General features: G+C 60.7%; 24 protein-coding genes. 5 read left to right on the forward strand and 19 right to left on the reverse strand.

Features of this window, described 5'->3' with window-relative positions; all coding sequences use genetic code 11:
• Positions 1-66 precede the first annotated feature (66 nt).
• Both J3P92_RS20595 and J3P92_RS20600 read left to right on the forward strand, forming a co-directional pair.
• Positions 67-660 carry a phosphoheptose isomerase gene (locus J3P92_RS20595; RefSeq protein WP_007928463.1) on the forward strand — a complete coding sequence of 198 codons (594 nt, stop codon included), beginning with the start codon at positions 67-69 and terminating at the stop codon, positions 658-660.
• Entirely contained in the window at positions 657-1,235 is a 579-nt protein-coding gene (locus J3P92_RS20600) for a BON domain-containing protein (protein WP_030139689.1), read from the forward strand. The genes J3P92_RS20595 and J3P92_RS20600 overlap by 4 nt, the downstream gene beginning before the upstream one ends.
• 187 nt (positions 1,236-1,422) lie before the next feature.
• Here the strand turns inward: J3P92_RS20600 and J3P92_RS20605 are convergent, their stop codons facing one another.
• The 7 genes from J3P92_RS20605 to rplM form a co-directional block, all read right to left on the reverse strand.
• Positions 1,423-1,836, reverse strand: coding sequence for a ClpXP protease specificity-enhancing factor (locus tag J3P92_RS20605; protein WP_434560531.1), 414 nt, complete (start codon positions 1,834-1,836; stop codon positions 1,423-1,425).
• A 16-nt stretch (positions 1,837-1,852) separates the two neighbouring features.
• Entirely contained in the window at positions 1,853-2,470 is a 618-nt protein-coding gene (locus tag J3P92_RS20610) for a glutathione S-transferase N-terminal domain-containing protein (protein WP_420765432.1), read from the reverse strand.
• A gap of 152 nt (positions 2,471-2,622) precedes the next feature.
• Positions 2,623-3,405, reverse strand: a complete 783-nt coding sequence (locus tag J3P92_RS20615) for a cytochrome c1 (RefSeq protein WP_420765433.1) — start codon at positions 3,403-3,405, stop codon at positions 2,623-2,625.
• Positions 3,405-4,616 carry a cytochrome b gene (locus J3P92_RS20620; protein ID WP_305496655.1) on the reverse strand — a complete coding sequence of 404 codons (1,212 nt, stop codon included), beginning with the start codon at positions 4,614-4,616 and terminating at the stop codon, positions 3,405-3,407. Before J3P92_RS20620 ends, J3P92_RS20615 begins: the two co-directional genes overlap by 1 nt.
• Entirely contained in the window at positions 4,616-5,209 is a 594-nt protein-coding gene (gene petA / locus J3P92_RS20625) for a ubiquinol-cytochrome c reductase iron-sulfur subunit (protein ID WP_305496657.1), read from the reverse strand. Before petA ends, J3P92_RS20620 begins: the two co-directional genes overlap by 1 nt.
• Before the next feature lie 256 nt (positions 5,210-5,465).
• Entirely contained in the window at positions 5,466-5,858 is a 393-nt protein-coding gene (rpsI, locus tag J3P92_RS20630) for a 30S ribosomal protein S9 (RefSeq protein ID WP_003228056.1), read from the reverse strand.
• Positions 5,859-5,872: 14 nt separating this feature from the next.
• Positions 5,873-6,301, reverse strand: a complete 429-nt coding sequence (gene rplM, locus J3P92_RS20635; RefSeq protein WP_003205365.1) for a 50S ribosomal protein L13 — start codon at positions 6,299-6,301, stop codon at positions 5,873-5,875.
• Between the two features lie 245 nt (positions 6,302-6,546).
• Here rplM and J3P92_RS20640 point away from each other — a divergent pair, with 245 nt between their 5' ends.
• Positions 6,547-7,587: an NADP(H)-dependent aldo-keto reductase gene (locus tag J3P92_RS20640; protein WP_420765434.1), complete on the forward strand. Its 1,041-nt coding sequence runs from the start codon at positions 6,547-6,549 to the stop codon at positions 7,585-7,587.
• A gap of 132 nt (positions 7,588-7,719) precedes the next feature.
• Here the strand turns inward: J3P92_RS20640 and J3P92_RS20645 are convergent, their stop codons facing one another.
• Complete coding sequence (locus J3P92_RS20645; RefSeq protein WP_434648883.1) at positions 7,720-8,856, reverse strand: acyl-CoA dehydrogenase family protein; 1,137 nt, start codon at positions 8,854-8,856, stop codon at positions 7,720-7,722.
• Between the two features lie 243 nt (positions 8,857-9,099).
• On the opposite strand from J3P92_RS20645, the gene J3P92_RS20650 reads away from it, so the two are divergent.
• Entirely contained in the window at positions 9,100-9,996 is an 897-nt protein-coding gene (locus tag J3P92_RS20650; RefSeq protein WP_434651172.1) for a GlxA family transcriptional regulator, read from the forward strand.
• Positions 9,997-10,175: 179 nt separating this feature from the next.
• On the opposite strand, the gene zapE is transcribed toward J3P92_RS20650, so the two are convergent.
• The 3 genes from zapE to J3P92_RS20665 form a co-directional block, all read right to left on the reverse strand.
• A complete protein-coding gene (gene zapE, locus J3P92_RS20655) occupies positions 10,176-11,270 on the reverse strand; it encodes a cell division protein ZapE (RefSeq protein ID WP_420765436.1) in 1,095 nt (364 codons plus the stop codon).
• 101 nt (positions 11,271-11,371) lie between these two features.
• Complete coding sequence (locus tag J3P92_RS20660) at positions 11,372-12,727, reverse strand: tryptophan--tRNA ligase (RefSeq protein WP_434648884.1); 1,356 nt, start codon at positions 12,725-12,727, stop codon at positions 11,372-11,374.
• A 24-nt stretch (positions 12,728-12,751) separates the two neighbouring features.
• Positions 12,752-13,381, reverse strand: coding sequence for an alpha/beta hydrolase (locus J3P92_RS20665; protein WP_420765438.1), 630 nt, complete (start codon positions 13,379-13,381; stop codon positions 12,752-12,754).
• Between the two features lie 147 nt (positions 13,382-13,528).
• Here J3P92_RS20665 and J3P92_RS20670 point away from each other — a divergent pair, with 147 nt between their 5' ends.
• The gene (locus J3P92_RS20670; protein ID WP_420765439.1) at positions 13,529-13,966 is read left to right on the forward strand and encodes a YhcB family protein; all 438 of its coding nucleotides are present in this window, start codon (positions 13,529-13,531) and stop codon (positions 13,964-13,966) included.
• 243 nt (positions 13,967-14,209) lie between these two features.
• Here J3P92_RS20670 and J3P92_RS20675 read toward each other — a convergent pair whose 3' ends face one another.
• The 8 genes from J3P92_RS20675 to J3P92_RS20710 all read right to left on the reverse strand — a co-directional run bounded on the left by J3P92_RS20675 (position 14,210) and on the right by J3P92_RS20710 (position 23,797).
• Positions 14,210-15,595: an aspartate aminotransferase family protein gene (locus J3P92_RS20675; protein WP_434560537.1), complete on the reverse strand. Its 1,386-nt coding sequence runs from the start codon at positions 15,593-15,595 to the stop codon at positions 14,210-14,212.
• On the reverse strand, positions 15,592-17,079 hold the full coding sequence (locus J3P92_RS20680; RefSeq protein ID WP_434648886.1) for an NAD-dependent succinate-semialdehyde dehydrogenase: 1,488 nt from the start codon (positions 17,077-17,079) through the stop codon (positions 15,592-15,594). The genes J3P92_RS20675 and J3P92_RS20680 overlap by 4 nt, the downstream gene beginning before the upstream one ends.
• 130 nt (positions 17,080-17,209) lie before the next feature.
• Positions 17,210-17,689: an Lrp/AsnC family transcriptional regulator gene (locus J3P92_RS20685; RefSeq protein ID WP_420765442.1), complete on the reverse strand. Its 480-nt coding sequence runs from the start codon at positions 17,687-17,689 to the stop codon at positions 17,210-17,212.
• A gap of 185 nt (positions 17,690-17,874) precedes the next feature.
• Positions 17,875-18,876: a N(2)-acetyl-L-2,4-diaminobutanoate deacetylase DoeB gene (gene doeB / locus J3P92_RS20690; RefSeq protein ID WP_434648888.1), complete on the reverse strand. Its 1,002-nt coding sequence runs from the start codon at positions 18,874-18,876 to the stop codon at positions 17,875-17,877.
• A 3-nt stretch (positions 18,877-18,879) separates the two neighbouring features.
• A complete protein-coding gene (doeA, locus tag J3P92_RS20695; RefSeq protein ID WP_434648890.1) occupies positions 18,880-20,070 on the reverse strand; it encodes an ectoine hydrolase DoeA in 1,191 nt (396 codons plus the stop codon).
• Positions 20,071-20,109: 39 nt separating this feature from the next.
• Positions 20,110-21,102, reverse strand: a complete 993-nt coding sequence (gene eutC, locus J3P92_RS20700) for an ectoine utilization protein EutC (protein WP_434648892.1) — start codon at positions 21,100-21,102, stop codon at positions 20,110-20,112.
• A 21-nt stretch (positions 21,103-21,123) separates the two neighbouring features.
• Positions 21,124-22,095: a hydroxyectoine utilization dehydratase EutB gene (gene eutB, locus J3P92_RS20705; protein WP_434648894.1), complete on the reverse strand. Its 972-nt coding sequence runs from the start codon at positions 22,093-22,095 to the stop codon at positions 21,124-21,126.
• 307 nt (positions 22,096-22,402) lie between these two features.
• Positions 22,403-23,797 (reverse strand): PLP-dependent aminotransferase family protein, encoded by a 1,395-nt coding sequence (locus J3P92_RS20710; RefSeq protein ID WP_434607672.1) that lies wholly within the window; start codon positions 23,795-23,797, stop codon positions 22,403-22,405.
• Positions 23,798-23,936 lie beyond the last annotated feature (139 nt).

A 23,936-nucleotide genomic window follows, 5' to 3' on the forward strand; every position in this document is an offset into this window, starting at 1 on the left:
TTTGCTCTTTGCTTTGCGCGCCGCACATGCTTGTGCCGATAAGTCGCGCTACTTAAGGTCACACAGATGGACATGCAATCGCGAATCCGCCAGCTTTTTCAGGCCAGTATCGACACCAAGCAACAGGCGATGGACGTACTTGCACCGCACATCGAGCAAGCCAGCCAAGTGATGGTCAACGCCTTGCTCAACGAAGGCAAGATGCTCTCGTGTGGCAACGGCGGTTCGGCCGGCGATGCCCAGCACTTCTCATCGGAGCTGCTCAACCGCTTCGAACGCGAACGCCCGAGCCTGCCGGCCATCGCATTAACGACCGACAGCTCGACGATCACCTCGATCGCCAACGATTACAGCTACAACGAAGTGTTCTCCAAGCAGATCCGCGCCCTCGGCCAACCCGGCGATGTGCTTCTGGCGATCTCCACCAGCGGCAACTCGGCCAATATTATTCAAGCGATCCAGGCCGCACATGATCGCGAAATGATTGTCGTAGCATTGACCGGTCGCGACGGCGGCGGCATGGCATCCTTGCTCTTGCCCGAAGACGTCGAGATTCGCGTACCGGCCAATGTCACCGCACGTATTCAGGAAGTCCACCTGCTGGCGATCCATTGCCTTTGCGACTTGATCGACAGCCAACTGTTCGGGAGTGAAGAATGACCCCTAATCGCCTAGGCCTTCTGGCCCTGACCCTGTGCCTCGGCATCAGCGGCTGCACATCGGTGGTTAACGCCAGCCGGGAAAAGCCGATCGAAGATGACCGCGGCACCCGCACCTTCGGCAGCAAGATCGATGACTCCCTGATCGAAACCAAAGTCGGCGTGAACATCGCCAAGGCCGACCCGGACCTGGACAACAATTCGCACATCGTCGTCACCAGCTTCAACGGCGTCGTGCTGCTGGCCGGCCAGACGCCACGGGCCGACCTCAAGGCCAAGGCCGAGCAGGAGGCCAGCGCCGTGCAGCGGGTCAAGACCGTGCATAACGAATTGCAGGTCTTGCAGCCCTCTTCCCTGCTGGCGCGCCAGAACGATGCCTGGCTGACGACCAAGATCAAGACGCAGATGCTGACCGACGCCAGCATTCCAGGGTCGCGCATCAAGGTCGTGACCGAGAACGGGATTGTCTATCTGCTGGGGCTGCTGACCAAGCAGGAGGCTGCGCAGGCGACCAACCTTGTACAGGGTGTGTCTGGGGTGCAGAAGATCGTTAAGTTGTTCGAGTACATCGACTGAACAAGTAAGTTACAAGAGCGGCGCTTTTCCTTGGAGGGAAAGCGCCGTTTTTTTGTGCATCGTTCGAGGACAATCTTCAGCGTGGATGACCTCAACGCAAAAACGGATAGGCACCAAAACCAAAAAAAATGCCCGTATCCAGCGATACAGGCATTCGTTCAAACAGCCGGCAGACAGCTTCCGCCAGTTATTTCACCACCTTCAAGCTCGGCCGCCCGCTAGGCCGCGGCGGTTCGTCATCCGGTGGCGGCATATCATCGTCCGCCTCGAATTCTTCTTCGCCCTCCAGCGGCACTTCCAGCTCGAATACCATGCCCTGGCCATTTTCCCGGGCATAAATCCCCAGGATCGAAGCAATCGGCACGTACAGCGTGTGCGGCACGCCGCCAAAACGCCCTTCGAAGCTGACCGCATCATTATCCATGTGCAGATGACGCACAGCGGCCGGCGATACGTTCAATACAATCTGCCCGTCGTTGGCAAAACCCTGCGGCACCTGGACCGAGGGATACTCGGCATTGACCAGCATGTGCGGGGTGCAATCGTTGTCCACAATCCACTCATAGAGCGCGCGGACCAAATAAGGTCGACTGGAGTTCATAGCGGCTCCCTAAGCCTTAGCGCATGTCACGTTCGGCAGCAGACAGACTCGCCTGGAAAGCCTCACGCGCAAATTGGCGCTCCATATAATCAAGCAGCGGCTTGGCGGGCCGCGGCAGTTCGATACCCAGGATCGGCAAACGCCAGAGTATGGGCAATAGGCAGCAATCCACCAGACTTTGTTCCTCGCTGAGGAAAAACGGCTTGTCGACAAACAGCGGCGACACGCCCGTCAGGCTTTCGCGCAGTTCTTTACGCGCCACGACCCGCGCCGGTTCCTTGGTTCGCTGATCCAGGATCAGATCCACCAACCCGCACCAGTCACGCTGGATGCGATGGATGAGCAAGCGACTGTTGGCACGCGCGACGGGGTATACCGGCAGCAGAGGCGGATGCGGATAACGCTCATCCAGGTATTCCATCACCACGGTCGACTCCCACAAGGCCAGGTCACGATCGACCAGCGTTGGCAGGCTGCCGTAAGGGTTTACCTCGATCAGCTTCGGCGGCTGACGGCCCGCTTCAACGTAAATGATCTCGGCGCTGACACCCTTCTCGGCCAGTACGATGCGTACCCGGTGGGAATAGTGGTCGGCGGGGTCGGAGTAACAGGCCAACCGATTGGTCACGCCCATGGCGATCCTCCTCGCTTGTTGAAATTATCGAAAAACGGAAAAACGAGCGCGCCCAGAGGACGTCTCCCGTAACCACCTGGCCGACCAGGCTCGTTACACCTTCAGAGACGCCCTTGGGCGCGCACGATTAACAGCAACGGCTTACAGCTTTATCAATGCACGTCTTTCCAGTATTCACGCTTGAGCAGATAAGCGAATACGAAGAAGAACGCCAGGTACAGCAATACATACGTACCGATGCGCTGATGCTCCAGCTTCACCGGGTTGGCCGAGTAGGCCAGGAAGGTCACCAGGTTCTTGACCTTCTCATCAAACTGCTCAGGCGTCAGAGTGCCAGAGTTTGGCACGATGGTCAGCTGATCGCAGGCCTCATGAGTCAAAGCCGTGCCGGTCAGCGGATCATATTGCTTCTTGCCGTCCTCGACGATCTGGACCTGCTTGCAGCCTACCACTTGGCGACCTTGCAAGCCGACCAGTACGTTCGGCATCCCGACGTTCGGGAAGACCTTGTTGTTCCAACCCAATGGGCGCGCAGGATCTTCGTAGAACGAGCGCAGGTAGCCGTAGAGCCAATCGGTACCCCGCACGCGGGCCACCAGGGTCAAGTCCGGCGGCGCGGCGCCAAACCATGACTTGGCGTCCGCAGGCTGCATGCCGATATTCATGTGATCGCCCAGCTTGGCGCCAGTGAACACAAGCTTTTCGAGCATCAGCTCGTGGGGGATGCCCAAGTCATCGGCCACGCGCTCGTAACGCTGGAATTTGGCGCTGTGGCAGCCCATGCAATAGTTGGCGAACGTACGAGCGCCGTCCTGCATGGCCGCCTTGTCGGAAACGTCGATGTCGACTTTTTCCAGTTCCGGACCACCGTGTTCAGCCGCAAAGGACAGTGCTGGCATGGCAGCAAGAATCAGTACAGCAAATAGTTTTTTCATCAGCCAGTCACCCTTTCCGGAACCGGTTTGGTCTTCTCGAGCCTGGTGTAGAAAGGCATCAGAATGAAGTAGGCGAAGTACAGGAATGTGCAGACCTGCGACAACAGCGTCCGGCCCGGTGTCGGCGCCAGTACGCCCAGCACGCCCAGGATCACGAACGAAATGCAGAACACCCAGAGCCAGATCTTGCTCAGCCAGCCTTTGTAACGCATCGACTTGACGGGGCTGCGGTCCAGCCACGGCAGGACGAACAGCACGGCAATGGCGGCGCCCATGGCGATGACGCCCAGCAGCTTGTCAGGAACAGCCCGCAAAATTGCGTAGAACGGCGTGAAGTACCAGACCGGAGCAATGTGCTCGGGGGTCTTGAAGGCGTTGGCCTGTTCGAAGTTCGGCTTCTCGAGGAAGTAACCGCCCATTTCCGGGAAGAAGAACACGATGGAGCAGAAGATGAACAGGAAGACCACCACGCCGACGATGTCTTTCACGGTGTAGTACGGGTGGAAGGCGATGCCATCCAGCGGTACGCCGTTTTCGTCCTTGTGCTTCTTGATGTCCACGCCGTCCGGGTTGTTCGAGCCCACTTCGTGCAGCGCCAGGATGTGCAGCACTACCAGGCCGAGGATCACGATCGGCAGGGCAACCACATGCAAAGCGAAGAAGCGGTTCAAGGTGATGCCCGAGATCAGGTAGTCACCGCGGATCCACTGGGTCAGGTCATCGCCGATGACCGGGATCGCACCGAACAGCGAGATGATCACCTGGGCACCCCAGTAGGACATCTGGCCCCACGGCAGCAGGTAGCCCATGAAGGCTTCAGCCATCAGCGCCAGGTAGATCAGCATGCCGAAGACCCACACCAGTTCGCGCGGCTTCTGGTATGAACCGTAAAGCAGGCCACGGAACATATGCAGGTAGACCACGATAAAGAACGCCGAAGCGCCGGTGGAGTGCAGCAGGCGCAGGATCGAGCCGTACTCGACGTCGCGCATGATGTATTCAACGGAGGCGAACGCCTCTTCTGCCGAGGGGGTGTAGCTCATCGTCAGCCAGACGCCGGTGACGATCTGGTTGACCAGGACGAGCAACGCCAAGGAGCCAAAGAAGTAGAAGAAGTTGAAGTTCTTCGGAGCGTAATACTTGCTGAGATGGTCTTCCCACATTTTGGTCGCGGGAAAGCGCGCATCAAACCAGTCCATTAATTTGCTCATCACGCTTTCTCCGTATCGACGCCAACGACAATGATGTCGTCCGACTCATAGGAATGCGGGGGAACTGGCAGGTTCAGGGGTGCGGGCTGCGATTTGTAGACGCGACCGGCCAGGTCATAGTGGGAGCCGTGGCATGGGCAGAAATAACCACCGACCCAGTCTTTACCCAGGTCGGCAGGGGCCACTTCGGGACGGAACGTTGGCGAGCAACCCAGGTGCGTGCAGATCCCGATCAGCAGCAGGACTTCCGGCTTGATCGAGCGCGTTTCAGGGTTGACGTATTCCGGTTGGACCGAGTTCTTGGAGGAGGGATCGGAGAGCTGGCCCTCGATCTTTTTCAGATTCCCCAGGATTTCCTCTGTACGGCGGACGATGAACACCGGCTGACCGCGCCATTCAGCAATCATCTGCTGGCCTGGCTCGATCTTGCTGACATTCACTTTCACCGGTGCACCTGCGGCTTTCGCCTTGGCGCTGGGAAACCATGACCCCACGAACGGGACCGCAGCCCCCACCGCTCCTGCAGCACCCACCACGGATGTGGCTGCTACCAGGAAGCGACGCCGGCCTGCATTCACGCCGTCATTGCTCATTCAGTCCTCTCCCATCAGCTTTGTGGCCTGTTAAATCAGGCGTCTACTAAGTAAAAATCTGAACTTATAAAAATTTTGCCGAATGGTAATGAAAACCCCCAATTCTGACAAGGTAATTACCAAGCGGCTAAACCGCCAAGCCTTGTAGTATAGGGGCTCTACGAATGTGGCAAGTTGTCACAGAGCATTTATTTCGCACATAAAAAAACGCCCAGCTCCGTGAGGAACTGGGCGCCTTTTGAACGCGGAAGCGAAATTAACGCTTCGAGTACTGCGGACGCTTACGCGCTTTACGCAGACCGACTTTCTTACGTTCAACTTCGCGAGCATCGCGAGTTACGAAGCCAGCTTTACGCAGGGCGCTGCGCAGAGTTTCGTCGTAATCCATCAGGGCGCGAGTGATGCCGTGGCGGATTGCGCCAGCCTGGCCACTTACACCACCACCGATAACGGTGACGTAGATGTCGAATTTTTCGACGGTCTCGGTCAGTTCCAGCGGCTGACGAACTACCATGCGGGCAGTTTCGCGGCCGAAGAAGTTATCCAGGGAGCGGTTGTTGATGGAGATGTTACCAGTGCCCGGACGCAGGAAAACGCGTGCGGTTGCAGTCTTGCGACGGCCAGTGCCGTAATTTTGAGTCGCCGACATAATGAACTATTCCGTTAAAACTTCAGTTCTTGGGGCTGCTGAGCAGTATGAGGGTGAGCAGCGCCCGCATAAACCTTCAGCTTACGATACATGTCGCGACCCAGCGGGTTCTTAGGCAGCATGCCTTTAACCGCGGTCTCGATCACGCGCTCAGGGGCTTTGGCGATCAGCTTTTCAAAGTTGATCGACTTGATGCCGCCAGGAAAACCGGAGTGGGAGTAGTACATTTTGTCAGTGGTTTTAGCGCCAGTAACACGTACTTGCTCGGCGTTGATTACGACGATGTAGTCGCCGGTGTCAACGTGAGGGGTGTACTCAGGCTTGTGCTTGCCACGCAGACGGCTCGCGATTTCGGTGGCCAGACGACCCAGGGTCTGACCAGCAGCGTCGACGACAAACCAGTCGCGCTTTACTGTTTCCGGTTTAGCAGTAAAAGTTTTCATTCTTTATAGCCTCAGGGGCCGCCCTGTAAATTAGACGGCGGATCTTACTGAATAGTGCGTACTTTGACAAGTCAAAGGCAGCCGGATACAGACGCTTTCGGGGGCTCGGGTCGGCGCGTCCGTTCAACGGCAAGATTCTTCGGCGGCGGCGCATCACTTCCACTGCAGAAAGAGGTGCGCAATTATGCAGATTGCGAAAAATATTTCAACCTGCTTTTATGATTGTTTTGCCCAAGGAGTCCCCGATGGACTATCGCAAGCTAGGCCGTACCGATCTGAATGTCAGCGCCCTGTGCCTCGGCACCATGACCTGGGGTGAGCAGAACAGCGAGGCCGAGGCATTCGCCCAAATCGAACGCGCCAAGGGTGCCGGCATCAACTTCATCGACACTGCCGAAATGTACCCCGTGCCGCCCAAGGCCGACACCTACGCGACTACCGAGCGCTACATCGGCAACTACTTCAAGAGCCGTGGCGACCGCGCCGACTGGATCCTGGCGAGCAAGATCGCCGGCCCAGGCAACACCATCGACTACATTCGCGACAAGAACCTCAAGCACAACCGCCGCCACATCGTCGAAGCACTGGACGCCAGCCTCAAGCGCCTGCAGACCGACTGGATCGACCTTTACCAACTCCACTGGCCGGAACGCAGCACCAATTTCTTTGGCCAACTGGGCTACACCCACAAGGCCGACGAAGACTTCACGCCCCTGGAGGAAACCCTCGAAGCCCTCGACGAGCAGGTCCGGGCCGGCAAGATCCGCCACATCGGCCTGTCCAACGAGACGCCGTGGGGCACCATGAAATTCCTCGCTTTGGCCGAGGCCCGTGGCTGGCCGCGCGCCGTGTCGATCCAGAACCCGTACAACCTGCTCAACCGCAGCTTTGAAATCGGCCTGGCCGAGGTTGCCATCCGCGAACAGTGCGGCTTGCTTGCTTATTCACCGCTGGCGTTCGGCTTCCTGTCGGGGAAATATGAAAACGGCGCGCGCCCCGCCAAAGGCCGCCTGACGCTGTACAGCCGCTTCATGCGCTACTTCAATCCGCAGTCGGAAGCCGCGTGCAGCCGCTATGTGGCCCTGGCCCGTGAGCACGGCCTGGACCCAGCGCAGATGGCGCTGGCGTTCGTCACCCAACAGCCATTCGTCACCAGCAACATCATCGGCGCCACCACGCTGGAGCAACTGGACAGCAACATCGCCAGCTTCGACTTGAAGCTGTCGGATGAAGTGCTGGCGGGGATCGAGGCGATTCACAAGGATCAGCCGAACCCGGCGCCTTGATTGACTCATAGGCCCAATCGCGAGCAGGCTCGCTCCCACACTGGCTTTATGTTCGACCGCTAGATCGCGAGCGACACAAACACCTGTGGGAGCGAGCCTGCTCGCGATAGCGGACTTAAAGCCACCCTCTTATCAAAGCGACCGCGCAATGATCTCCTTCATGATTTCATTGGTCCCGGCATAGATCCGCTGCACTCGCGCATCCGCCCATGCCCGGGCAACCGGGTATTCCCACATGAAACCGTAACCGCCATGCAGCTGTACGCATTCGTCCAGCACTTTGCATTGCAGATCGGTGCCCCAGTACTTGGCCATCGCCGCCGTCGGCACGTCGAGCTTGCCTTGCAGGTGAAGCTCCAGGCAACGGTCGACAAAGACCCGGCCAATCTGGATTTCGGTGGCCATTTCGGCGAGTTTGAAGCGGGTGTTCTGAAACTCGGCAATGGACTTGCCGAATGCCTTGCGGTCGCGGGTGTAGTCCAGTGTCCATTGCAGCGCCGCTTCGGCCGAGGCGAGGCCACCAATGGCGACGGTCAGGCGCTCCTGCGGCAGTTCCTGCATCAGGTAGGCGAACCCCATACCCGCCTGCCCCAACAGGTTCTCCTTCGGCACCCGCACGTCCTGGAAGAATAATTCGGACGTGTCCTGGGCTTTCATTCCGACTTTTTCCAGGCGCTTGCCTTTCTCGAAGCCGGGCGTCCCCGCTTCCACCAGGAACAGGCTGGTGCCCTTGGCGCCAGCCTTCGGGTCGGTCTTGGCGACTACGATGACCAGGTCCGCAAGGAAGCCGTTGGTGATGAATGTCTTGGAGCCGTTGATGACGTATTCATCGCCGTCCAACACCGCGGTGGTCTTCACCCCTTGCAAGTCGGAGCCCGCGCCCGGCTCGGTCATGGCAATGGCGGTCACCATTTCGCCGGATACCAGTTTCGGCAGATATTTATGTTTCAACGCCTCGCTGCCGTAATGAAGGATGTACGGCGCAACGATATCGGAGTGCAACGAGAAACCGATCCCGGTCAGCCCCAGGCGACCGATTTCCTCGATCACCACCGCGCTGTAGAGAAAATCCGCTTCCAGCCCACCGTAGGCCTCCGGAAGGTGCGAGCACAACATCCCCGCCTCCCCTGCCTTGTTCCAGAGTTCACGATCGATATGCCCCTGTTTTTCCCACTGGCTGTGGTACGGCACGGCTTCTTTTTCTAGGAAAGTTCGTACGCTGTCGCGAAACAATTCGTGCTCGGGACTGAACAGGGTTCTGGGGATCATGGCGCACCTTTGGTTATTGTTGGATGGCTTATCCGACAGAGCCTAAGCCTGCCGCGCACAACGGGACACTGGACACTTGCGCCAAAAAATAAGACGATCCAGCCGTTTGATGACCACTATCCCCTATAAAAATAAAGATGAATTATGTCCATGCACGTCTCCACGCCCTTGCGGCGCGTCAGCATCCTGGCCATCGACCGGGTTTTCGCTTCCACCCTCATGCAAGCCAAGGATTTTTTCCACCTGGCCAGCCTGCGCTATGGCAAACAATTGGGCCACGGCCTGACGCCGGCGTTTGAAACCCGCCTGGTCAGCCCCGATGGCCAACCGGCGAACAGCTTCAGCGATGTGATCATGCCGGTGGACGGCGGCCTGGAAAACACCGACGTCATCATCCTGCCGGCCTTCTGGGATGATTTCGCAACCCTCAGCCAACGTTACCCACAAGTCCTGCCATGGCTGCGCGAACAACACGCGCGCGGCGCGGTGCTCTGCGGCGAAGCCACCGGGGTCTTCTGGCTGGCCGAGGCTGGGCTTCTCGACGGTAAGGAGGCCACCACTTATTGGCGCTTTTTCAATGCTTTCAAGGAACGTTTCCCCCAGGTCCACTTGAACCAGGACAAGCATTTGACCGACGCGGACAACTTGTTCTGCGCAGGTGGCACCACGTCGGCATGTGATCTGTATATCTATTTGATTGAGCGCTTCTGCGGCGCCAACGTCGCCCAAGCCGTGGCGCGGGACATTCTCTATGAAGTGCAACGAAGCTATTCACCAGGACGGATCGGCTTCGGCGGGCAGAAGCTGCATCAGGATGTGATCATCCTGCAGATCCAGCAGTGGCTCGAAGAGCACTTCGCCGACAAGTTCCGCTTCGAGGACGTCGCCCGCGAGCACGGCATGAGCATCCGCAATTTCATGCGTCGCTTCCAGACCGCCACGGGCGACAAGCCCCTGCATTACCTGCAACGGTTGCGGATCGAAACCGCCAAGGGCCTGCTGTCCGGCAGTCGAAAGAGCATCAAGACCATCAGTTATGAAGTGGGTTACGACGACGCGAGCTTTTTTGCGCGACTGTTCCGGCAACATACCGACCTGTCGCCAAACCAGTATCGGCAACAGTTCCAGCAGGCGGCGTAGCCCAAGTACCGGGCAAAAATCCATTGTGGGAGCGAGCTTGCTCGCGATGGCGGTGGATCAGCAGCATGGATGTTGACTCACACATCGCCATCGCGAGCAAGCTCGCTCCCACAGGGGTTAAGTGGGGAATCAGCAAATAAAAAGGCCTGCAATCGCAGGCCTTTTTATTTTCCGATCTCTTAAGGCTTATGCGCCCGCGACAGGAATTCGTGGGACTGCATCTCCAGCAAGCGACTCAGGGTCCGCTGGAACTCGAACGTCAGGCGCCCGCCCGTGTACAGGTCCTTGAGTTCGACTTCGGCCGAGATGATCAGCTTCACGTTGCGGTCGTAGAACTCGTCAACCATGTTGATGAAACGCCGAGCGATGTCATCAGTGGTGACGCTCATCTGTTCGACGCCGCTGAGCAACACAGCGTGGAAGATCTTGCCCAGCTCGATGTAATCGTTCTGGCTGCGAGGGCCGTCGCACAATTCGCGGAAGTCGAACCAGGCCACGTCGTCACAGGTGCGGATGGCGCGGATTTCGCGATTCTCGATGATCAGCACATCGTTCTCGACCGCCTGGGTGCATTCCGGCGTGAGGGCGCGGAAGCTCTTGCGCAGGCTCTCTTCGGCGGCGGCATCCAGCGGGAAATGGAACAGCTCCGCTTGCTCGAGATGACGCAGGCGATAATCCACGCCGCTGTCGACGTTGACGACTTCGGTGTGTTCTTTGATCAGCTTGATGGCCGGCAGGAAACGCGCCCGTTGCAGGCCGTCCTTGTAGAGGCCATCGGGCACGATGTTCGAGGTGGCGACCAGGGTCACGCCGTTCTTGAACAGCTCTTCCATCAGCGTGCCCAGGATCATGGCATCGGTGATGTCGGAGACGAAGAATTCATCGAAGCAGATCACCCGGGTTTCGGCGGCGAAGCGCTTGGCGATGATGGTCAGCGGGTTCTTTTCGCCGCCCAGGGTTTTCATTTCTTCGTGCACGCGCTTCATGAAGCGGTGGAAGTGCGTCCGCGTCTTTTCCTTGAACGGCAGCGCTTCGAAGAAGGTGTCCACCAGGTAAGTCTTGCCACGGCCGACGCCGCCCCAGAAATACAGGCCCTTGACCGGCGCCTGGTCTTTCTTGCCGAACAGTTTGCCCAACAAGCCCGGCTTGTTGTTCGACGCGGCGATCAGATCGTCGTACAGGCGCTGCAAGTGCCGCACGGCCGTTTCCTGGGCTGCGTCGTGAAAGAATTCCGGGCGTTTCAGATCAGCTTGATATCGTTCTAGGGGCGTCATATTCGTTAGCAAGGCAACAAAAACGGGCCGTCACTGTAGCGATGGCCCAGAAGAATGGCAATCGGCCCTTATTCGGGCCGATGGTCGGGCGACGTCTTCGCTTAGTCCTGGGCAGGCTTCAGTGCCACGCGCAACGCGTCGATGGCCGCATCCCGAGCGGCGCTGTCGGCGAACGCCGGGCTCTGGGCCACGCATGCACCATCGAGCCAGACACCGAAACCCAAGTCGTCACTGCGTACGTCCAAGGATTGGCCGGACTGCAACTGCTTGGTCACCTGCCCCGCTGTCTTGCCGTCGGCAAAGTTGTTGGAGAGCAACAGTTGCTCGCCATCGGCCGAAAGCAGGCGGAAGCGGAAACTCCCGTCCTCGTCGCGGAAGCTGACGAAGCGCGCTGCCTTGGCTGCTTTCTTTTTGGTCTGGGTCGCCACTTGGACCTGGCTGACGAAGGAGCGCAGGCCGACGGCCTCCCGCAGCTCGTTGAGGAACGGTGTCGCCACGGCCCGGGCCTTGCTCGCGCCCAGTTGCAGGATGTCTTCGAGGTCCGATGGGCGCTCGATGAACTGGTGATAACGCTCGCGCGCTTCGCCCAGCTCGCTGTCGAGCAACTGGAACAGACGATTCTTGGCTTCGCCCCAACCCAGGCCCTGCAGCAGCTCGCTACGGAACTCGGCGGACTGTTCGGCAGTGGCGAACGCTTGGAACAAGGTGAACAAATGCGAGTTGTCCGGATCCTTGGCTTCGCCTGGCGCGCGGGAGTCAGTGACGATCCGCGAGATCGCATCCTTCATGTCCTTGGCGCTGCTGAACAACGGGATGGTGTTGTCATAGCTCTTGGACATCTTGCGGCCATCGAGCCCCGGCAACGTGGCGACGCTTTCCTCGATCAGTGCCTCGGGCATGGTGAAGAACTCCTTGCCCTTGCCGAACAGGTGGTTGAAGCGCTGGCCGATGTCGCGGGCCATTTCCACGTGCTGGATCTGGTCGCGACCGACCGGCACCTTGTGAGCGTTGAACATCAGGATGTCAGCCGCCATCAACACCGGGTAGCTGTACAGCCCCATGGTGATGCCGGCGTCCGGGTCTTCGCCGGCCTCGACGTTCTTGTCCACCGACGCCTTATAGGCGTGGGCACGGTTAAGCAGGCCCTTGGCGGCGACGCAGGTCAGCAGCCAGGTCAGCTCCGGAATTTCGGGAATGTCAGACTGGCGATAAAACGTCACGCGGTCCACATCCAGGCCACCGGCCAGCCAGGTGGCGGCGATTTCCAGGCGCGAGCGCTGGATGCGCATCGGGTCATCGCACTTGATCAGGGCGTGATAGTCAGCCAGGAAGTAGAACGAATCGGCATTGCTGTCGCGGCTGGCGAGGATCGCCGGACGGATGGCGCCGGCATAGTTGCCCAGGTGCGGGGTGCCAGTAGTGGTGATGCCAGTCAGGATACGGGTACGCGTCGTCATGGATTATCGCTTGTCAGACTGCTGTCAATTCGAGAGGCGCGGCAAGAGCAGATCCTTGAGATCGGTCAGCTTGCCATGGAAAAAGTGTCCGCATTCTGCCACTTTCAGCAGCTCATGGGGGCGTTCGAGCGCCTCGGACCAGGTGTAAACCAGTTGCGGATCCACCACTTCGTCGGTTTCCGGCTGGATCACGGTCAACTCTCCCCCCTTCGGCAAAGGCGATTGCTCGTCCAGGCGCATCACCGCCGGGGCAACCATGAACAGGTGCTTGAGGGATTGACCCTGGGCTTCCAGGCGCCCGCCGAGGGTCGCGGCAACGAAGCCGCCGAAAGAGAAACCGAACAGGGTCAGCGGCAGGCCGGGGTGTTTTTCCAGCAGCCAGGCGGCTGCGGCCTGGGCGTCATCCACTTCGCCGGTACCCATGTCATGACTGCCGGCACTGGCGCCGACGCCACGATAATTGAAACGCAACGTAACCAGGCCGGCATCCCGAGCGGTGCGTTGCAGGGTCGACACCACTTTGTTGAGCATGGTCCCACCCTGTACCGGGTTCGGGTGGCAGATCAGCGCCAGGCCGCGGGGAGCCTCGCTGTCCAGGTACAAGGCTTCCAGTTGGCCCACCGGGCCATCGATGACTACAGGGGTTTCGCGCATAAGCAAGGAAAGAACTCCGTGACCCCGAATAGGGTCGACTCGTCTAGCTAAAAGTCTGTGCCTGGCATGATTGCGATGTTCTTCGCGGTATACAGCGCAGGTCCGAGCCGTTAACGTAAAGCAAAGCCGTTTATAGAGGAAGGACTCGTGGAACACTCGCTCTTAGTTTGGCTGTTGCCGACTCTTGCCCTGGTTGCCGGTGTCGCCATTGGTTTCCTGATTGCCCGCCTGCTGCCCAACGCGGTGCCCAACAGCACCCAACGTCAGCTGGACGACATCCAGGAACGTTTCGACAGTTATCAGAATGAAGTGGTCACTCACTTCAACAGCACCGCCTCCCTGGTGAAAAAACTCACCCAGAGCTACCAGGAAGTCCAGGATCATCTGTCCGAGGGCGCCAACCGCCTGGCCCTTGACGAACAGACCCGCCAGCGCCTGCTCGCCGCCCTGCAAGCCGATGCGACGCAGAGCCCACGGGAACGCCTGACCCCACCGAAAGGGATCCAGGAACCGCCACGGGACTACGCCCCAAAGGCCCCGAATTCGCCCGGGATGCTCGATGAGCATTACGGTTTGAAGAAGTAAGCCCAAGCGACACCAAAAAGCCCGCCCGATCACAGATCGGGCGGGCTTTTTTTGGGTTCTATCTCCTCACTGCCATTTGATTCCCCTGTGGCGAGGGAGCTTGCTCCCGCTGGGTCGCGAAGCGGCCCCAAACCAGGCAACTCGGTGTGCCAGGAAAATCGAGTTCGCTGCTATAGGGCCGCTTCGCAGCCCAGCGGGAGCAAGCTCCCTCGCCACGGGGATTGGTGCCCTGAGGCATCTCAGTTAAGGCAACACTTCTTCCGCCACCTGGTCGATGGCCGCTTTGGTGATGTCGACGATCAGGTCCGCATCCTCGCGAGTCAGGATCAATGGCGGGGCGAAACCCAGGATGTCGCCGTGGGGCATGGCGCGGGCGATCATGCCGCGCTCCAGGCAGGCCGCCGAGACCTTCGGGCCAACCTTGAGGGCCGGGTCGAACGCCGTGCGCTGTTCACGGTCGGCCATGAACTCCACTGCGGCCAGCATGCCGTCGCCGCGAACCTCCCCCACCAGCGGATGACCTTCCAGCGTTTCACGCAACCGACGGTTCAAGTAGCCGCCAACATTCTCGGCGTTGGCCGTGAGGTTTTCCCGCTCGAGGATGTCGAGGTTGGCCAACGCCGCCGCCGCGCAGATCGGATGCCCGGAATACGTCCAGCCATGGCCCATGGCGCCTTCGGCCTGGGAGGCTTTTTCAATCACGCTCCAGACCTTATCGCCGATGATCACCGCCGACAACGGTGCATAAGCACTGGTCAGCCCCTTGGCCGTAGTGATCAGGTCCGGCTTCATGCCGTAGCGCTGGCTGCCCATCTTCGAACCCAGGCGACCGAACGCGCAAACCACCTCGTCGGCAATCAACAGCACGTCGTATTTTTTCAGTACGGCCTGGATCGCCTCCCAGTAACCGGCGGGCGGGACAATGATGCCGCCAGTGCCCATCAGCGGTTCGCCGATGAGTGCCGCCACGGTGTCCGGGCCTTCGGCGAGGATCATTTTTTCCAGTTCATCGGCGCAATAACGCACGAACGTCGCTTCGTCCATCCCCGCCGGTGCCTTGCGATACCAATGCGGGCAAACTGTGTGCTTGATCCCCTCTGCCGGCAGGTCGAAATGTTGGTGAAAGGCGGGCAACCCGGTCAGGCTGCCGGTCATGATGCCCGAGCCATGGTAGCCACGGTCGCGGGAAATGATTTTCTTCTTTTGGGGCCGGCCCAGCACGTTGTTGTAGTAACGCACCAGTTTGATCTGGGTTTCATTGGCATCGGAGCCGGACAAGCCGTAATAAACCTTCTTCATCCCCTCCGGCGCCCAGTCCATGATGCGGCTGGACAGCTCGATGATCGCCTCGCTCGAATGGCCTACATAGGTGTGGTAATAGGCCAGTTCCTTGGCCTGCTTGTAGATGGCATCGGCCACTTCGGTACGCCCGTAGCCGATATTCACGCAGTAGAGGCCGGCAAAGGCATCGATGAACTCGCGGCCTTCATGATCGCGAATGCGGATGCCCGACGCGCTCTTGATGATCCGCCCCTTGAGCGCGCCGCTGGCATGGTCATGGGCGTGGGTTGACGGGTGCATGAAATGCGCACGGTCTTGTTCGAACAGCGTGTTGAGTTCTTGGCTCATGCGGACTCTCCTGGGAACTGGCCTTGATGGTGCAGGCAAAAGTATTTGGTTTCGACAAAGGGCTCGAAGCCCTCGCTGCCACCCTCGCGACCGAGGCCCGAGGCTTTCATGCCACCGAAGGGGATCGGGTGGCCGGTGAACTTGACGCCGTTGACCGCAACCATGGCGTGGTCGAGACGGCGGATCAGTGGGTAAATGACATCCAGGCGGTTGGAGCAAATATAGGCGGCCAGTCCGTACTCGGTGTCGTTGGCCATTTCGATGGCTTCGTCCAAGGTGTCGAACGGCAGCACCCCGGCGATCGGCGCGAAGTTTTCTTCACGGTAGATGCGCATCTGCGGCGTGACATCGGCCAGCACGGTGGGTTGGTAGAACAACCCGCCCAAGGCATGGGCCTCGCCACCCACCAGGCGTTGAGCGCCCAACGCCAGGGCGTCGGCCACACGATCGGAGGTCGCATCGAACGCGGCCTGATGCATCAGCGGACCGACGTCCACTTCCTGTTCCTGCTGATCGACCATGGCCGGCCCGACCCGCAAGGCGCGCACCGCTGCGGCGAAGCGAGTGAGAAATGCCTGGTAGACCGGGCGCTGCACCATGATCCGGTTGGCCGCGCAACAATCCTGGCCCGACGTCTGGAATTTCGTCTCGACGGCAACTTTCACCGCCAGCGTCAGGTCGGCATCGGCGCAGACAATGAACGGCGCGTTGCCGCCCAGCTCCAACGCGACTTTCTTCACATCATGGGCCGCCGCTTGCAGCACCAGTTTGCCGACCCGGGTCGAGCCGGTAAAACTCACCGAGCGTACGCGGCGGTCCTTGACCAAGGTCTCCATGACCATTTGCGGCTCGCCCAACACCACGTTGAAAACTCCGGCGGGAAAGCCGGCCTCTTCGGCCAGTTGGGCCAGGGCCAGGGCTGAATACGGGGTTTCGTGGGCCGGTTTGATCACCACGGTGCAACCGGCAGCCAGCGCGGCGGCGGCCTTGCGGGTGATCATTGCCGAGGGGAAGTTCCACGGCGTGAGCAGCGCGCAGACGCCCACCGGTTCCTTGATCGTGCCCAGGTGCGCGTTGGGGATATGGCTGGGGATGTTCTGGCCGTAGAGGCGTCGGGCTTCTTCGGCGAACCAAGGGATAAAGCTGGCGGCATAGGCGATTTCGCCGCGGGACTCGGCCAACGGCTTGCCCTGCTCCAGGCTCAGGATGCGCGCCAGATCCTCGCGGTGCTCGGTGATCAACTGCGCCCAGCGCCGCAGCAACGCGCCACGGCTATCCAGGCCCTGTTCGCGCCACGCTGGGAATGCGCGATGCGCCGCGTCCACCGCCGCGACGATCTGCGGCGGGTCGAGCATCGGCACATGGCCGACGACCGTGCGGTTGGCCGGGTTGTGGACGGCGACGCTGTGGCCGCTGTCGCTGTGGACCCAATGGCCGTCGACGTAGCAAAGCGCTTTGAACAACAGCGGATGTTGGTAAGGCATGGCGTTCACTCCAGAGCGTGTGCGTGAACCCATGCTAGGGCAGCGACGCTTGGGTTTTCGGGTGTTTGAGCAGCGTCAGACCTTGGTTTTTTTCTGGAAAGAACCGGGCGTAAAGTGGTTTCTGCGGTGCTCAGGAGGACGATGCCAGCTCCGCCGGCAACGCACCGGCGGTCTTGATGGTCTTGGTGACGATGTAGGTGAAGTAGCGTTCGATGCCAAGGTCTTCGAGCAGCAATTGGTCGACGAAACGTTGATAGGCATCGACGTCGGGCGCCTGGATCATTGCCAGGTAATCCACCCCGCCGCCGGTGGCATAACAGAACGCAACTTCGGGCGCGGCGACCATGCGCTGTTCGAAACGACGCATGTCCTGGGCGGTGTGCCGGGCCAGGGAAATCTCCACCAACACTTGTTGACGCTTGAACACCGCGCCCCAATCGATCTGCGCCCGATAGCCAACGATCAGGCCCGCCGCTTCCAACTTGCGCACCCGCTCCCAGGCCGGCGTCACCGACAGGTTGATGGCTTCGGCCAGGCTCGACTTGGTGATCCGTCCGTCGTCGGCGAGGATTTGCAGGATCTTCAAGTCGTAGCGATCGAGCTTGTGCATGGGGCAGGGCTCTCCAGACAATTCAAATTTCACACCGTCCCTGTGGCGAGGGAGCTTGCTCCCGCTGGGCCGCGCAGCGGCCCCAATAGCAGCTTCGTAATCGCTCAGATCAAAAAGCGACGACTGCTTCGCAGCCGAGCGGGAGCAAGCTCCCTCGCCACAGTGTGTGTGTCAGTTGAGGTGCATTACGCCAATACATCCGCAATCACCACCAACGTATCGCCACACTGCACCAGCCCGGGAAAATGCCGGGCCGCGAGCAGGCCGCTGCGGGCGGCGCGGTATTCGACCGGGGCGACGCCGCTGCGGGTGGTGTCATGGATGCGCGCCACCACCTCGCCTCTGCTCACGTTTTCACCGAGGTCGCGGCACATCTCCAGCAAACCGTTGTGCTCGCTGGCGATGAAACAACTGGCGTCCGGCATGTCGAGCACCAACGACGGCTGTAACTCGATAGAGCCCCGCAGGATGCCGGCGTGGATCAGCACGTTGCGCACCCCACGCTCGGCAATCGCCACGCTGCGGGCGGTGGACGAACCGCCGCCGCCCAGCTCGGTGGTGACGAACACCTTGCCCTGAGACTCGGCGGCGGTGTCGTACATCGACCCTGCGTCCAGCTCCAGCATGCGCATGCAATACGGCGCGTTGAAGGCCAGCATCCCGGCCTCGCAGCGGGCCTGTTGCTGTTTGTCCGGCAAAACGTGGCAGGCGGCGAATGGCAGGAAATCCAGGGTCCGGCCACCGGAATGAATGTCCAGGACAATGTCGGCCAGGGGCAGCAAGGTGCGGTTGAAGTAGTCGGCGATTTTCTCCGTGACGGTGCCGTCTGGCCTACCGGGAAAGCTGCGGTTGAGGTTGCCCTTGTCGATGGGCGAAGTCCGGCGCCCGGCATGGAACGCCGGGGTGTTCATGAACGGCACGATGATCACGCGTCCGCTGATTTCATCGGCGGTCAATTGCTGGGCCAGTTTGCTCAGGGCCACCGGGCCTTCGTATTCATCGCCGTGGTTGCCACCACTGAGCAGCGCGGTCGGGCCGCTGCCGCGCTGGATCACGGTGATGGGAATCATCACCGCGCCCCAGGCCGAATCGTCCCGGGAATACGGCAGCTTGAGGAAGCCGTGTTGCACGCCTTCGCGGGTGAAATCCACCGTGGCGCTAATGGGGTTGATCGGCAATTCAGTCATGGGTCAGTCCTTCACGAACAATTGACGAGGCACATTGCACAGCGTCTCGACGCCAGTCTCGGTGATCAGGATGCTCTCGGTGATCTCCAGGCCCCAATCGTCCATCCACAGCCCGGGCATGAAGTGAAACGTCATGCCCGGTTGCAACACGCTGTTGTCGCCGGGACGCAGGCTCATGGTGCGCTCGCCCCAATCCGGCGGATAACTGATGCCGATGGGGTAGCCGCAACGGCTGTCCTTATGGATGCCAAACTTCTCCAGCACCTTGAAAAACGCCACGGCGATGTCGCCCGTGGTGTTGCCCGGCTTGGCTGCGTCCAGGCCGGCGGCGATGCCCTCGACCACGGCTTTTTCACCGTCGAGGAAATGTTGCGGCGGCTTGCCCAGGTAAATGGTGCGCGACAGCGGGCAGTGGTAACGCTTGTAGCAACCGGCGATCTCAAAGAAGGTGCCGGCGCCCTTTTCGAACGGCGAATCGTCCCAGGTCAGGTGCGGCGCGCTGGCGTCGGCGCCGGTGGGCAGCAGCGGCACGATGGCCGGGTAGTCGCCGCCATGGCCGTCGGCACCGAGGATGCCGCTGCTGTAGATCTCGGCCACCAGTTCGTTCTTGCGCATGCCCGGCTCGATCCGTTCCAGGATCCGCCCATGCATGTTCTCGACGATGCGCGCGGCGATGCGCATGTAGGCGATTTCCTGAGGCGACTTGACGGCGCGCTGCCAGTTCACCAACCCCGCCGCATCCACCAGCGTCGCGTCGGGCAGATGCTTTTGCAGGGACAGGTAGGCGGCGGCGCTGAAGTAATAGTTGTCCATCTCCACGCCGATGTTCAGGGCGCCCCAGCCACGGGCAATGATCACCTCGCGGGACAGATAGTCCATGGGGTGGCGCTCGCGGGACTGCACGTAGATGTCCGGGTAACCGACGATGTTGTCGGCCTGCATGAACACCGTGCGCCTGGCACCGTTGGCATCCTGGCCGCGACCGAACCACACGGGCTCGCCGTCCAGCGCCAGCAGCACGCACTGATGCACATAGAACGACCAACCGTCATAGCCGGTGAGCCAGGCCATGTTCGACGGATCGGTGACCAGCAACAGCTCCAGACCATGGGCCTGCATGGCCGCGCGAACCTTTGCCAGGCGCTGGGCGTATTCCTCCCGCTGGAACGGAAGATTGACGACTATCTCTGACATCCACCTGCCCTCTGTTGAATGACTCATGAACAAAATGATCTAGCGACCGAACGCAAAGCCCTTGCCCGCCACCCGCGCCCGCTCGAACGCCAGGTTGGCGATGGCGGTGTCCTGGGCGCCGGTGCCGGTGAGATCGCACAGCGTCACTTGCGCGGCATCGGAGCGCCCCAGCCGTTGCCCCGCCAGCACTTGTCCCAGCTCTGTCAACGCCAGCTCATCGCGAACGGTGCCGGCGGCCAAGGCGTGGTGCAGCTCGCCGAGCACGCGGGTCTGGCTCAGGCGATCGGCGACATAGCAATCGACGGCCGCCAACGCTTGCGGGGAGATTTCGTTTTTGTGTTCGGCGTCCGAGCCCATCGCTGTGATGTGCAGGCCGGGATGCAAATGACGGGCTTCGATCAACGGCTCGCGACTGGGGGTGCAGGTGATGGCGATGTCCACGCCTTCCAGGGCGGCGTCAATGGCGTCGCACGGCGTGACGGCAAGCCCGGTGTCACGCGCCAGCGCAAGGCCGAACGCCTGGGCTTTTTGTGCATCACGCGCCCAGATCCGCACCTCGTCGATGGGCCTCACCAGCCGCAACGCCTGAAGCTGCAACGCCGCCTGTTCGCCCGCACCGATCAGCGCCACGCTGCGGCTGTCCTCGCGGGACAGACAACGCGCCGCCACCGCCCCAGCCGCCGCCGTACGGACGGCGGTGAGGTAACCGTTGTCCAACAGCAGCGCTTCCAGCAGGCCGGTGCGCGCCGAAAGCAGCATCATCATGCCGTTCAGGCTGGGCAGGCCGAGCTTGGGGTTGTCGAAAAAGCCCGGGCTGACCTTGATGGCGAAGCGTTCAAGGCCTGGCAGGTAAGCGGTCTTCACATCCACCTCGCCGTTGTGCTCGGGAATGTCCAGCCGCAGGATCGGCGGCATCGCCACGGCGGCGGTGGCCAGCAGCACAAAAGCCTGCTCGACGGCGTCGACGCTGGCCAGGTCGAGGGCCACGCACCTGCGCAGGTCAGCTTCGCTCAATAGGGTGACTTCACTCATGGCAGGCTCCGTTAAAGGGGATCAGGCGTTGGCGCCAGCGATGACGCGGGCATGTTGTTCGGTGTCGACGTTGCGCCCGCTGACCACCAGGACAATGGGTCCACGCGGCTCGACCAGGCCGTCGAGCAGCGCCGCGATGCCCACCACCGCGGCCCCTTCGAGCACCAGGCGTTCATGGTGATAGGCGTGGCGGATGGCATGGGCGATGGACGCTTCCGAGAGCAGGTGCAGATCATCGATCAACTGCCGGGTCATGGCGAAGGTGTAGCGGTTGTCCAGCCCGATACCGCCGCCGAGGGAATCGGCCAGGGTCGACAGTTCTTCGACATCCACGGGCTGCCCAGCGGCAAGGCTGGCGTGCATCGCCGCGCCTCGGGCCATGCTGATGCCGTGGACCTGGGTCGCTGGATTGGCGCTTTTGAGGGCCAGGGCAACGCCGGCGAACAGACCGCCGCCGGACAATGGAACGAGGACCTGGGCCACGTCCGGTTGCTGTTCCAGGATTTCCAGGCCGAGGGTGCCTTGGCCGGCGATGATCGCCGGGTGATCGAAGGGCGGCAGGAAGGTCGCGCCCTGCTCGTTCGCGATGCGCTCGGCTTCGCGCTGGGCATCGTCCTGGGACTGGCCGACGATGCAGACCTCGGCGCCGAGGTCACGAATCGCTTGCACCTTGTTGGATGGCACCAGGTGAGACAGGCAGACAATCGCCCGCACGCCTTGTTGCGACGCGGCGTGCGCCAGCGCCCGGCCATGGTTGCCAGTCGACGCCGTGACCACGCCGCGCGCCTTCTGCTCGACGCTGAGCTGCGCCACCGCATTGCTCGCGCCACGCAGCTTGAAGCTGCCGGTGATCTGAAGGGATTCCAGCTTGAGGTATACGGGCACGCCCATTAGTCGCGACAGGCTAGGGGAATGCTCCATGGGCGTGCGCCTGACCTGCGACTCGATGCGCTGGCGAGCGAGGTAAATGTCCTGAAGCTGCAACCCTGTCATGACCGCGTCCCGAGCAGATGTGTTGGGCGCAGTCTAAGAGGGCCGGATTGTCGTGATGAATGTACTAGGGCAATTTAGTTTGCATTCACTATCGACCAAAAGAGATGACCACAATCCTCAAAGAACACCTCGCTCCCTGTGGCGAGGGAGCTTGCTCCCGCTGGTCTGCGCAGCAGACCCAACTCCTTTCAACCAGACGCACCTGGAGACGTTTAACTGTTTTTACGACTGCTTCGCAGCCGAGCGGGAGCAAGCTCCCTCGCCACAAAAGCACCTGCAACTTTGGAGTAAGCCCACCGCTTGCCCATCAGAAATCATGAATCTGCGGATACTGGTTGAAGATCTCCCGCATGCCGATCAACGCATGGCGCATTTCTTCATCGCTGCATTCGGCACCGACGCACACCCGCACCGCGCGCGGCCTGGGGGTGCCGCGTACAGTGAACGGATCGGGGGACGTGACGGCGATGTGCTTGTGGCGCAACGCCCGCACCAGGCTGTCCACTTCCCAGTGCGGCGGGATGCCGATCCAGGCATTCAAGGCATGAGGATGCTGGGCCAATACATGCTCACCCATGTATTCGGTGACCATCGCCTGGCGTCCGGCCAACAGGCGCCGTTGAAGATGCAGCAGCGAATCGGCGCGGCCGTCGCGGATCCAGCGGGCGGCGATTTCCGAGACCATCGGCGTGGCCATCCAACTGTTGACGCGCAGAATGCTTTCGGTGCGCAGCGCCAGGCGCTTGGGCACCACCAGATAACCGATCCGCAACCCCGTGAGCACGGACTTGGTCATGCTCGTGCAATAGAACGACAGCTCCGGCAGGTAGTGGCTGATGGGCGGCGCGCGGCGTTCGTCCAGCAGCGGACCGTACACATCGTCTTCGATGATATGCACGCCAAACCGTCGGGCGATCTCGGCGATTTCCCGGCGGCGGGCGTCGGGCATCAGGCTGGTGGTGGGGTTGTTCAAGTTTGGCGTGCACACCAGGGCGGTGATGCGCTCGTTGCTGCACATGTCCTCGAAGTGTTCGGGATCGATGCCATGGCGGTCAGTGTCCAGACCCTTGAGGGTAAAGCCCAGCACCTGGGAGTTGCCGATCACGCCGTGGTCGGTCAGCCCTTCGCAGAGCACCACATCGTCGGGCCCGGCGAGGGATGCCAGGGCGAGAAAAATGCCATGGGCGGCGCCATTGGTGATCAGCACATCGTTGCGATCGACCTTCAGGCCTTGGCGCCCGATCCATTGCACCGCCGCTTCGCGATGGGATTCAAAACCGGCTATCGGACGAAACGCATGGATCCAGGGCTGGTCTTCTTCAGTGCTCAGCTCGGCGCAGGTGTCGCGCCATAACTGGTCGTGCTCGCGGGTGTGGAGAATGCGCGTGATGGAAAAATCCACCAGCGCCCGCTCGGGGCTGTCGAGTATGTAAGTGGCGACCCGGTCGCTCATGCGCCGCGAGACGAAACTGCCGCGCCCTACTTCGCAACGTACCAGCCCTTGGCGCTCCAATTCTTTGTAGGCATTGGTGACGGTCTGCACGCTGATGCCCATGGCGTCGGCTACCTGCCGTTGCGGCGGCAGGCGCTGGTCGTTGGCCAAGGCGCCCTGTTCGATGTCATCGGCGATCGCCTGCACCAGGATCTTGTATTTGGATTCACCGCTGCGGGCGAGGTCCAGGGCTGACTTCCATTTATCCATAACGGCTGCGACCGGCGTGAGAACGGGTGCGCACAGCATTGCGCGGCCATCGCGCCAAAGCAATTGTCCTAGTGCAATACAATCCGCGCCGGGGCTTTTGTATGCTCGGTCCAAGGTCATCGTCCAGGCGGGTTCATTA

Origin of the sequence: Pseudomonas sp. D3-27, assembly GCF_051132165.1 — a bacterium.
Lineage (GTDB): Bacteria > Pseudomonadota > Gammaproteobacteria > Pseudomonadales > Pseudomonadaceae > Aquipseudomonas.

Excerpts from the sequence above, each read along its gene's own strand:
- J3P92_RS20595 (WP_007928463.1), top strand. The coding sequence starts at position 67 with ATGGACATGCAATCGCGAATCCGCCAGCTTTTTCAGGCCAGTATCGAC.
- J3P92_RS20600 (WP_030139689.1), top strand. The coding sequence starts at position 657 with ATGACCCCTAATCGCCTAGGCCTTCTGGCCCTGACCCTGTGCCTCGGC.
- J3P92_RS20605 (WP_434560531.1), bottom strand. The coding sequence starts at position 1,836 with ATGAACTCCAGTCGACCTTATTTGGTCCGCGCGCTCTATGAGTGGATT.
- J3P92_RS20610 (WP_420765432.1), bottom strand. The coding sequence starts at position 2,470 with ATGGGCGTGACCAATCGGTTGGCCTGTTACTCCGACCCCGCCGACCAC.
- J3P92_RS20615 (WP_420765433.1), bottom strand. The coding sequence starts at position 3,405 with ATGAAAAAACTATTTGCTGTACTGATTCTTGCTGCCATGCCAGCACTG.
- J3P92_RS20620 (WP_305496655.1), bottom strand. The coding sequence starts at position 4,616 with ATGAGCAAATTAATGGACTGGTTTGATGCGCGCTTTCCCGCGACCAAA.
- petA (WP_305496657.1), bottom strand. The coding sequence starts at position 5,209 with ATGAGCAATGACGGCGTGAATGCAGGCCGGCGTCGCTTCCTGGTAGCA.
- rpsI (WP_003228056.1), bottom strand. The coding sequence starts at position 5,858 with ATGTCGGCGACTCAAAATTACGGCACTGGCCGTCGCAAGACTGCAACC.
- rplM (WP_003205365.1), bottom strand. The coding sequence starts at position 6,301 with ATGAAAACTTTTACTGCTAAACCGGAAACAGTAAAGCGCGACTGGTTT.
- J3P92_RS20640 (WP_420765434.1), top strand. The coding sequence starts at position 6,547 with ATGGACTATCGCAAGCTAGGCCGTACCGATCTGAATGTCAGCGCCCTG.
- J3P92_RS20645 (WP_434648883.1), bottom strand. The coding sequence starts at position 8,856 with ATGATCCCCAGAACCCTGTTCAGTCCCGAGCACGAATTGTTTCGCGAC.
- zapE (WP_420765436.1), bottom strand. The coding sequence starts at position 11,270 with ATGACGCCCCTAGAACGATATCAAGCTGATCTGAAACGCCCGGAATTC.
- J3P92_RS20660 (WP_434648884.1), bottom strand. The coding sequence starts at position 12,727 with ATGACGACGCGTACCCGTATCCTGACTGGCATCACCACTACTGGCACC.
- J3P92_RS20665 (WP_420765438.1), bottom strand. The coding sequence starts at position 13,381 with ATGCGCGAAACCCCTGTAGTCATCGATGGCCCGGTGGGCCAACTGGAA.
- J3P92_RS20675 (WP_434560537.1), bottom strand. The coding sequence starts at position 15,595 with ATGAGCCAAGAACTCAACACGCTGTTCGAACAAGACCGTGCGCATTTC.
- J3P92_RS20680 (WP_434648886.1), bottom strand. The coding sequence starts at position 17,079 with ATGCCTTACCAACATCCGCTGTTGTTCAAAGCGCTTTGCTACGTCGAC.
- J3P92_RS20685 (WP_420765442.1), bottom strand. The coding sequence starts at position 17,689 with ATGCACAAGCTCGATCGCTACGACTTGAAGATCCTGCAAATCCTCGCC.
- doeB (WP_434648888.1), bottom strand. The coding sequence starts at position 18,876 with ATGACTGAATTGCCGATCAACCCCATTAGCGCCACGGTGGATTTCACC.
- doeA (WP_434648890.1), bottom strand. The coding sequence starts at position 20,070 with ATGTCAGAGATAGTCGTCAATCTTCCGTTCCAGCGGGAGGAATACGCC.
- eutC (WP_434648892.1), bottom strand. The coding sequence starts at position 21,102 with ATGAGTGAAGTCACCCTATTGAGCGAAGCTGACCTGCGCAGGTGCGTG.
- eutB (WP_434648894.1), bottom strand. The coding sequence starts at position 22,095 with ATGACAGGGTTGCAGCTTCAGGACATTTACCTCGCTCGCCAGCGCATC.
- J3P92_RS20710 (WP_434607672.1), bottom strand. The coding sequence starts at position 23,797 with ATGGATAAATGGAAGTCAGCCCTGGACCTCGCCCGCAGCGGTGAATCC.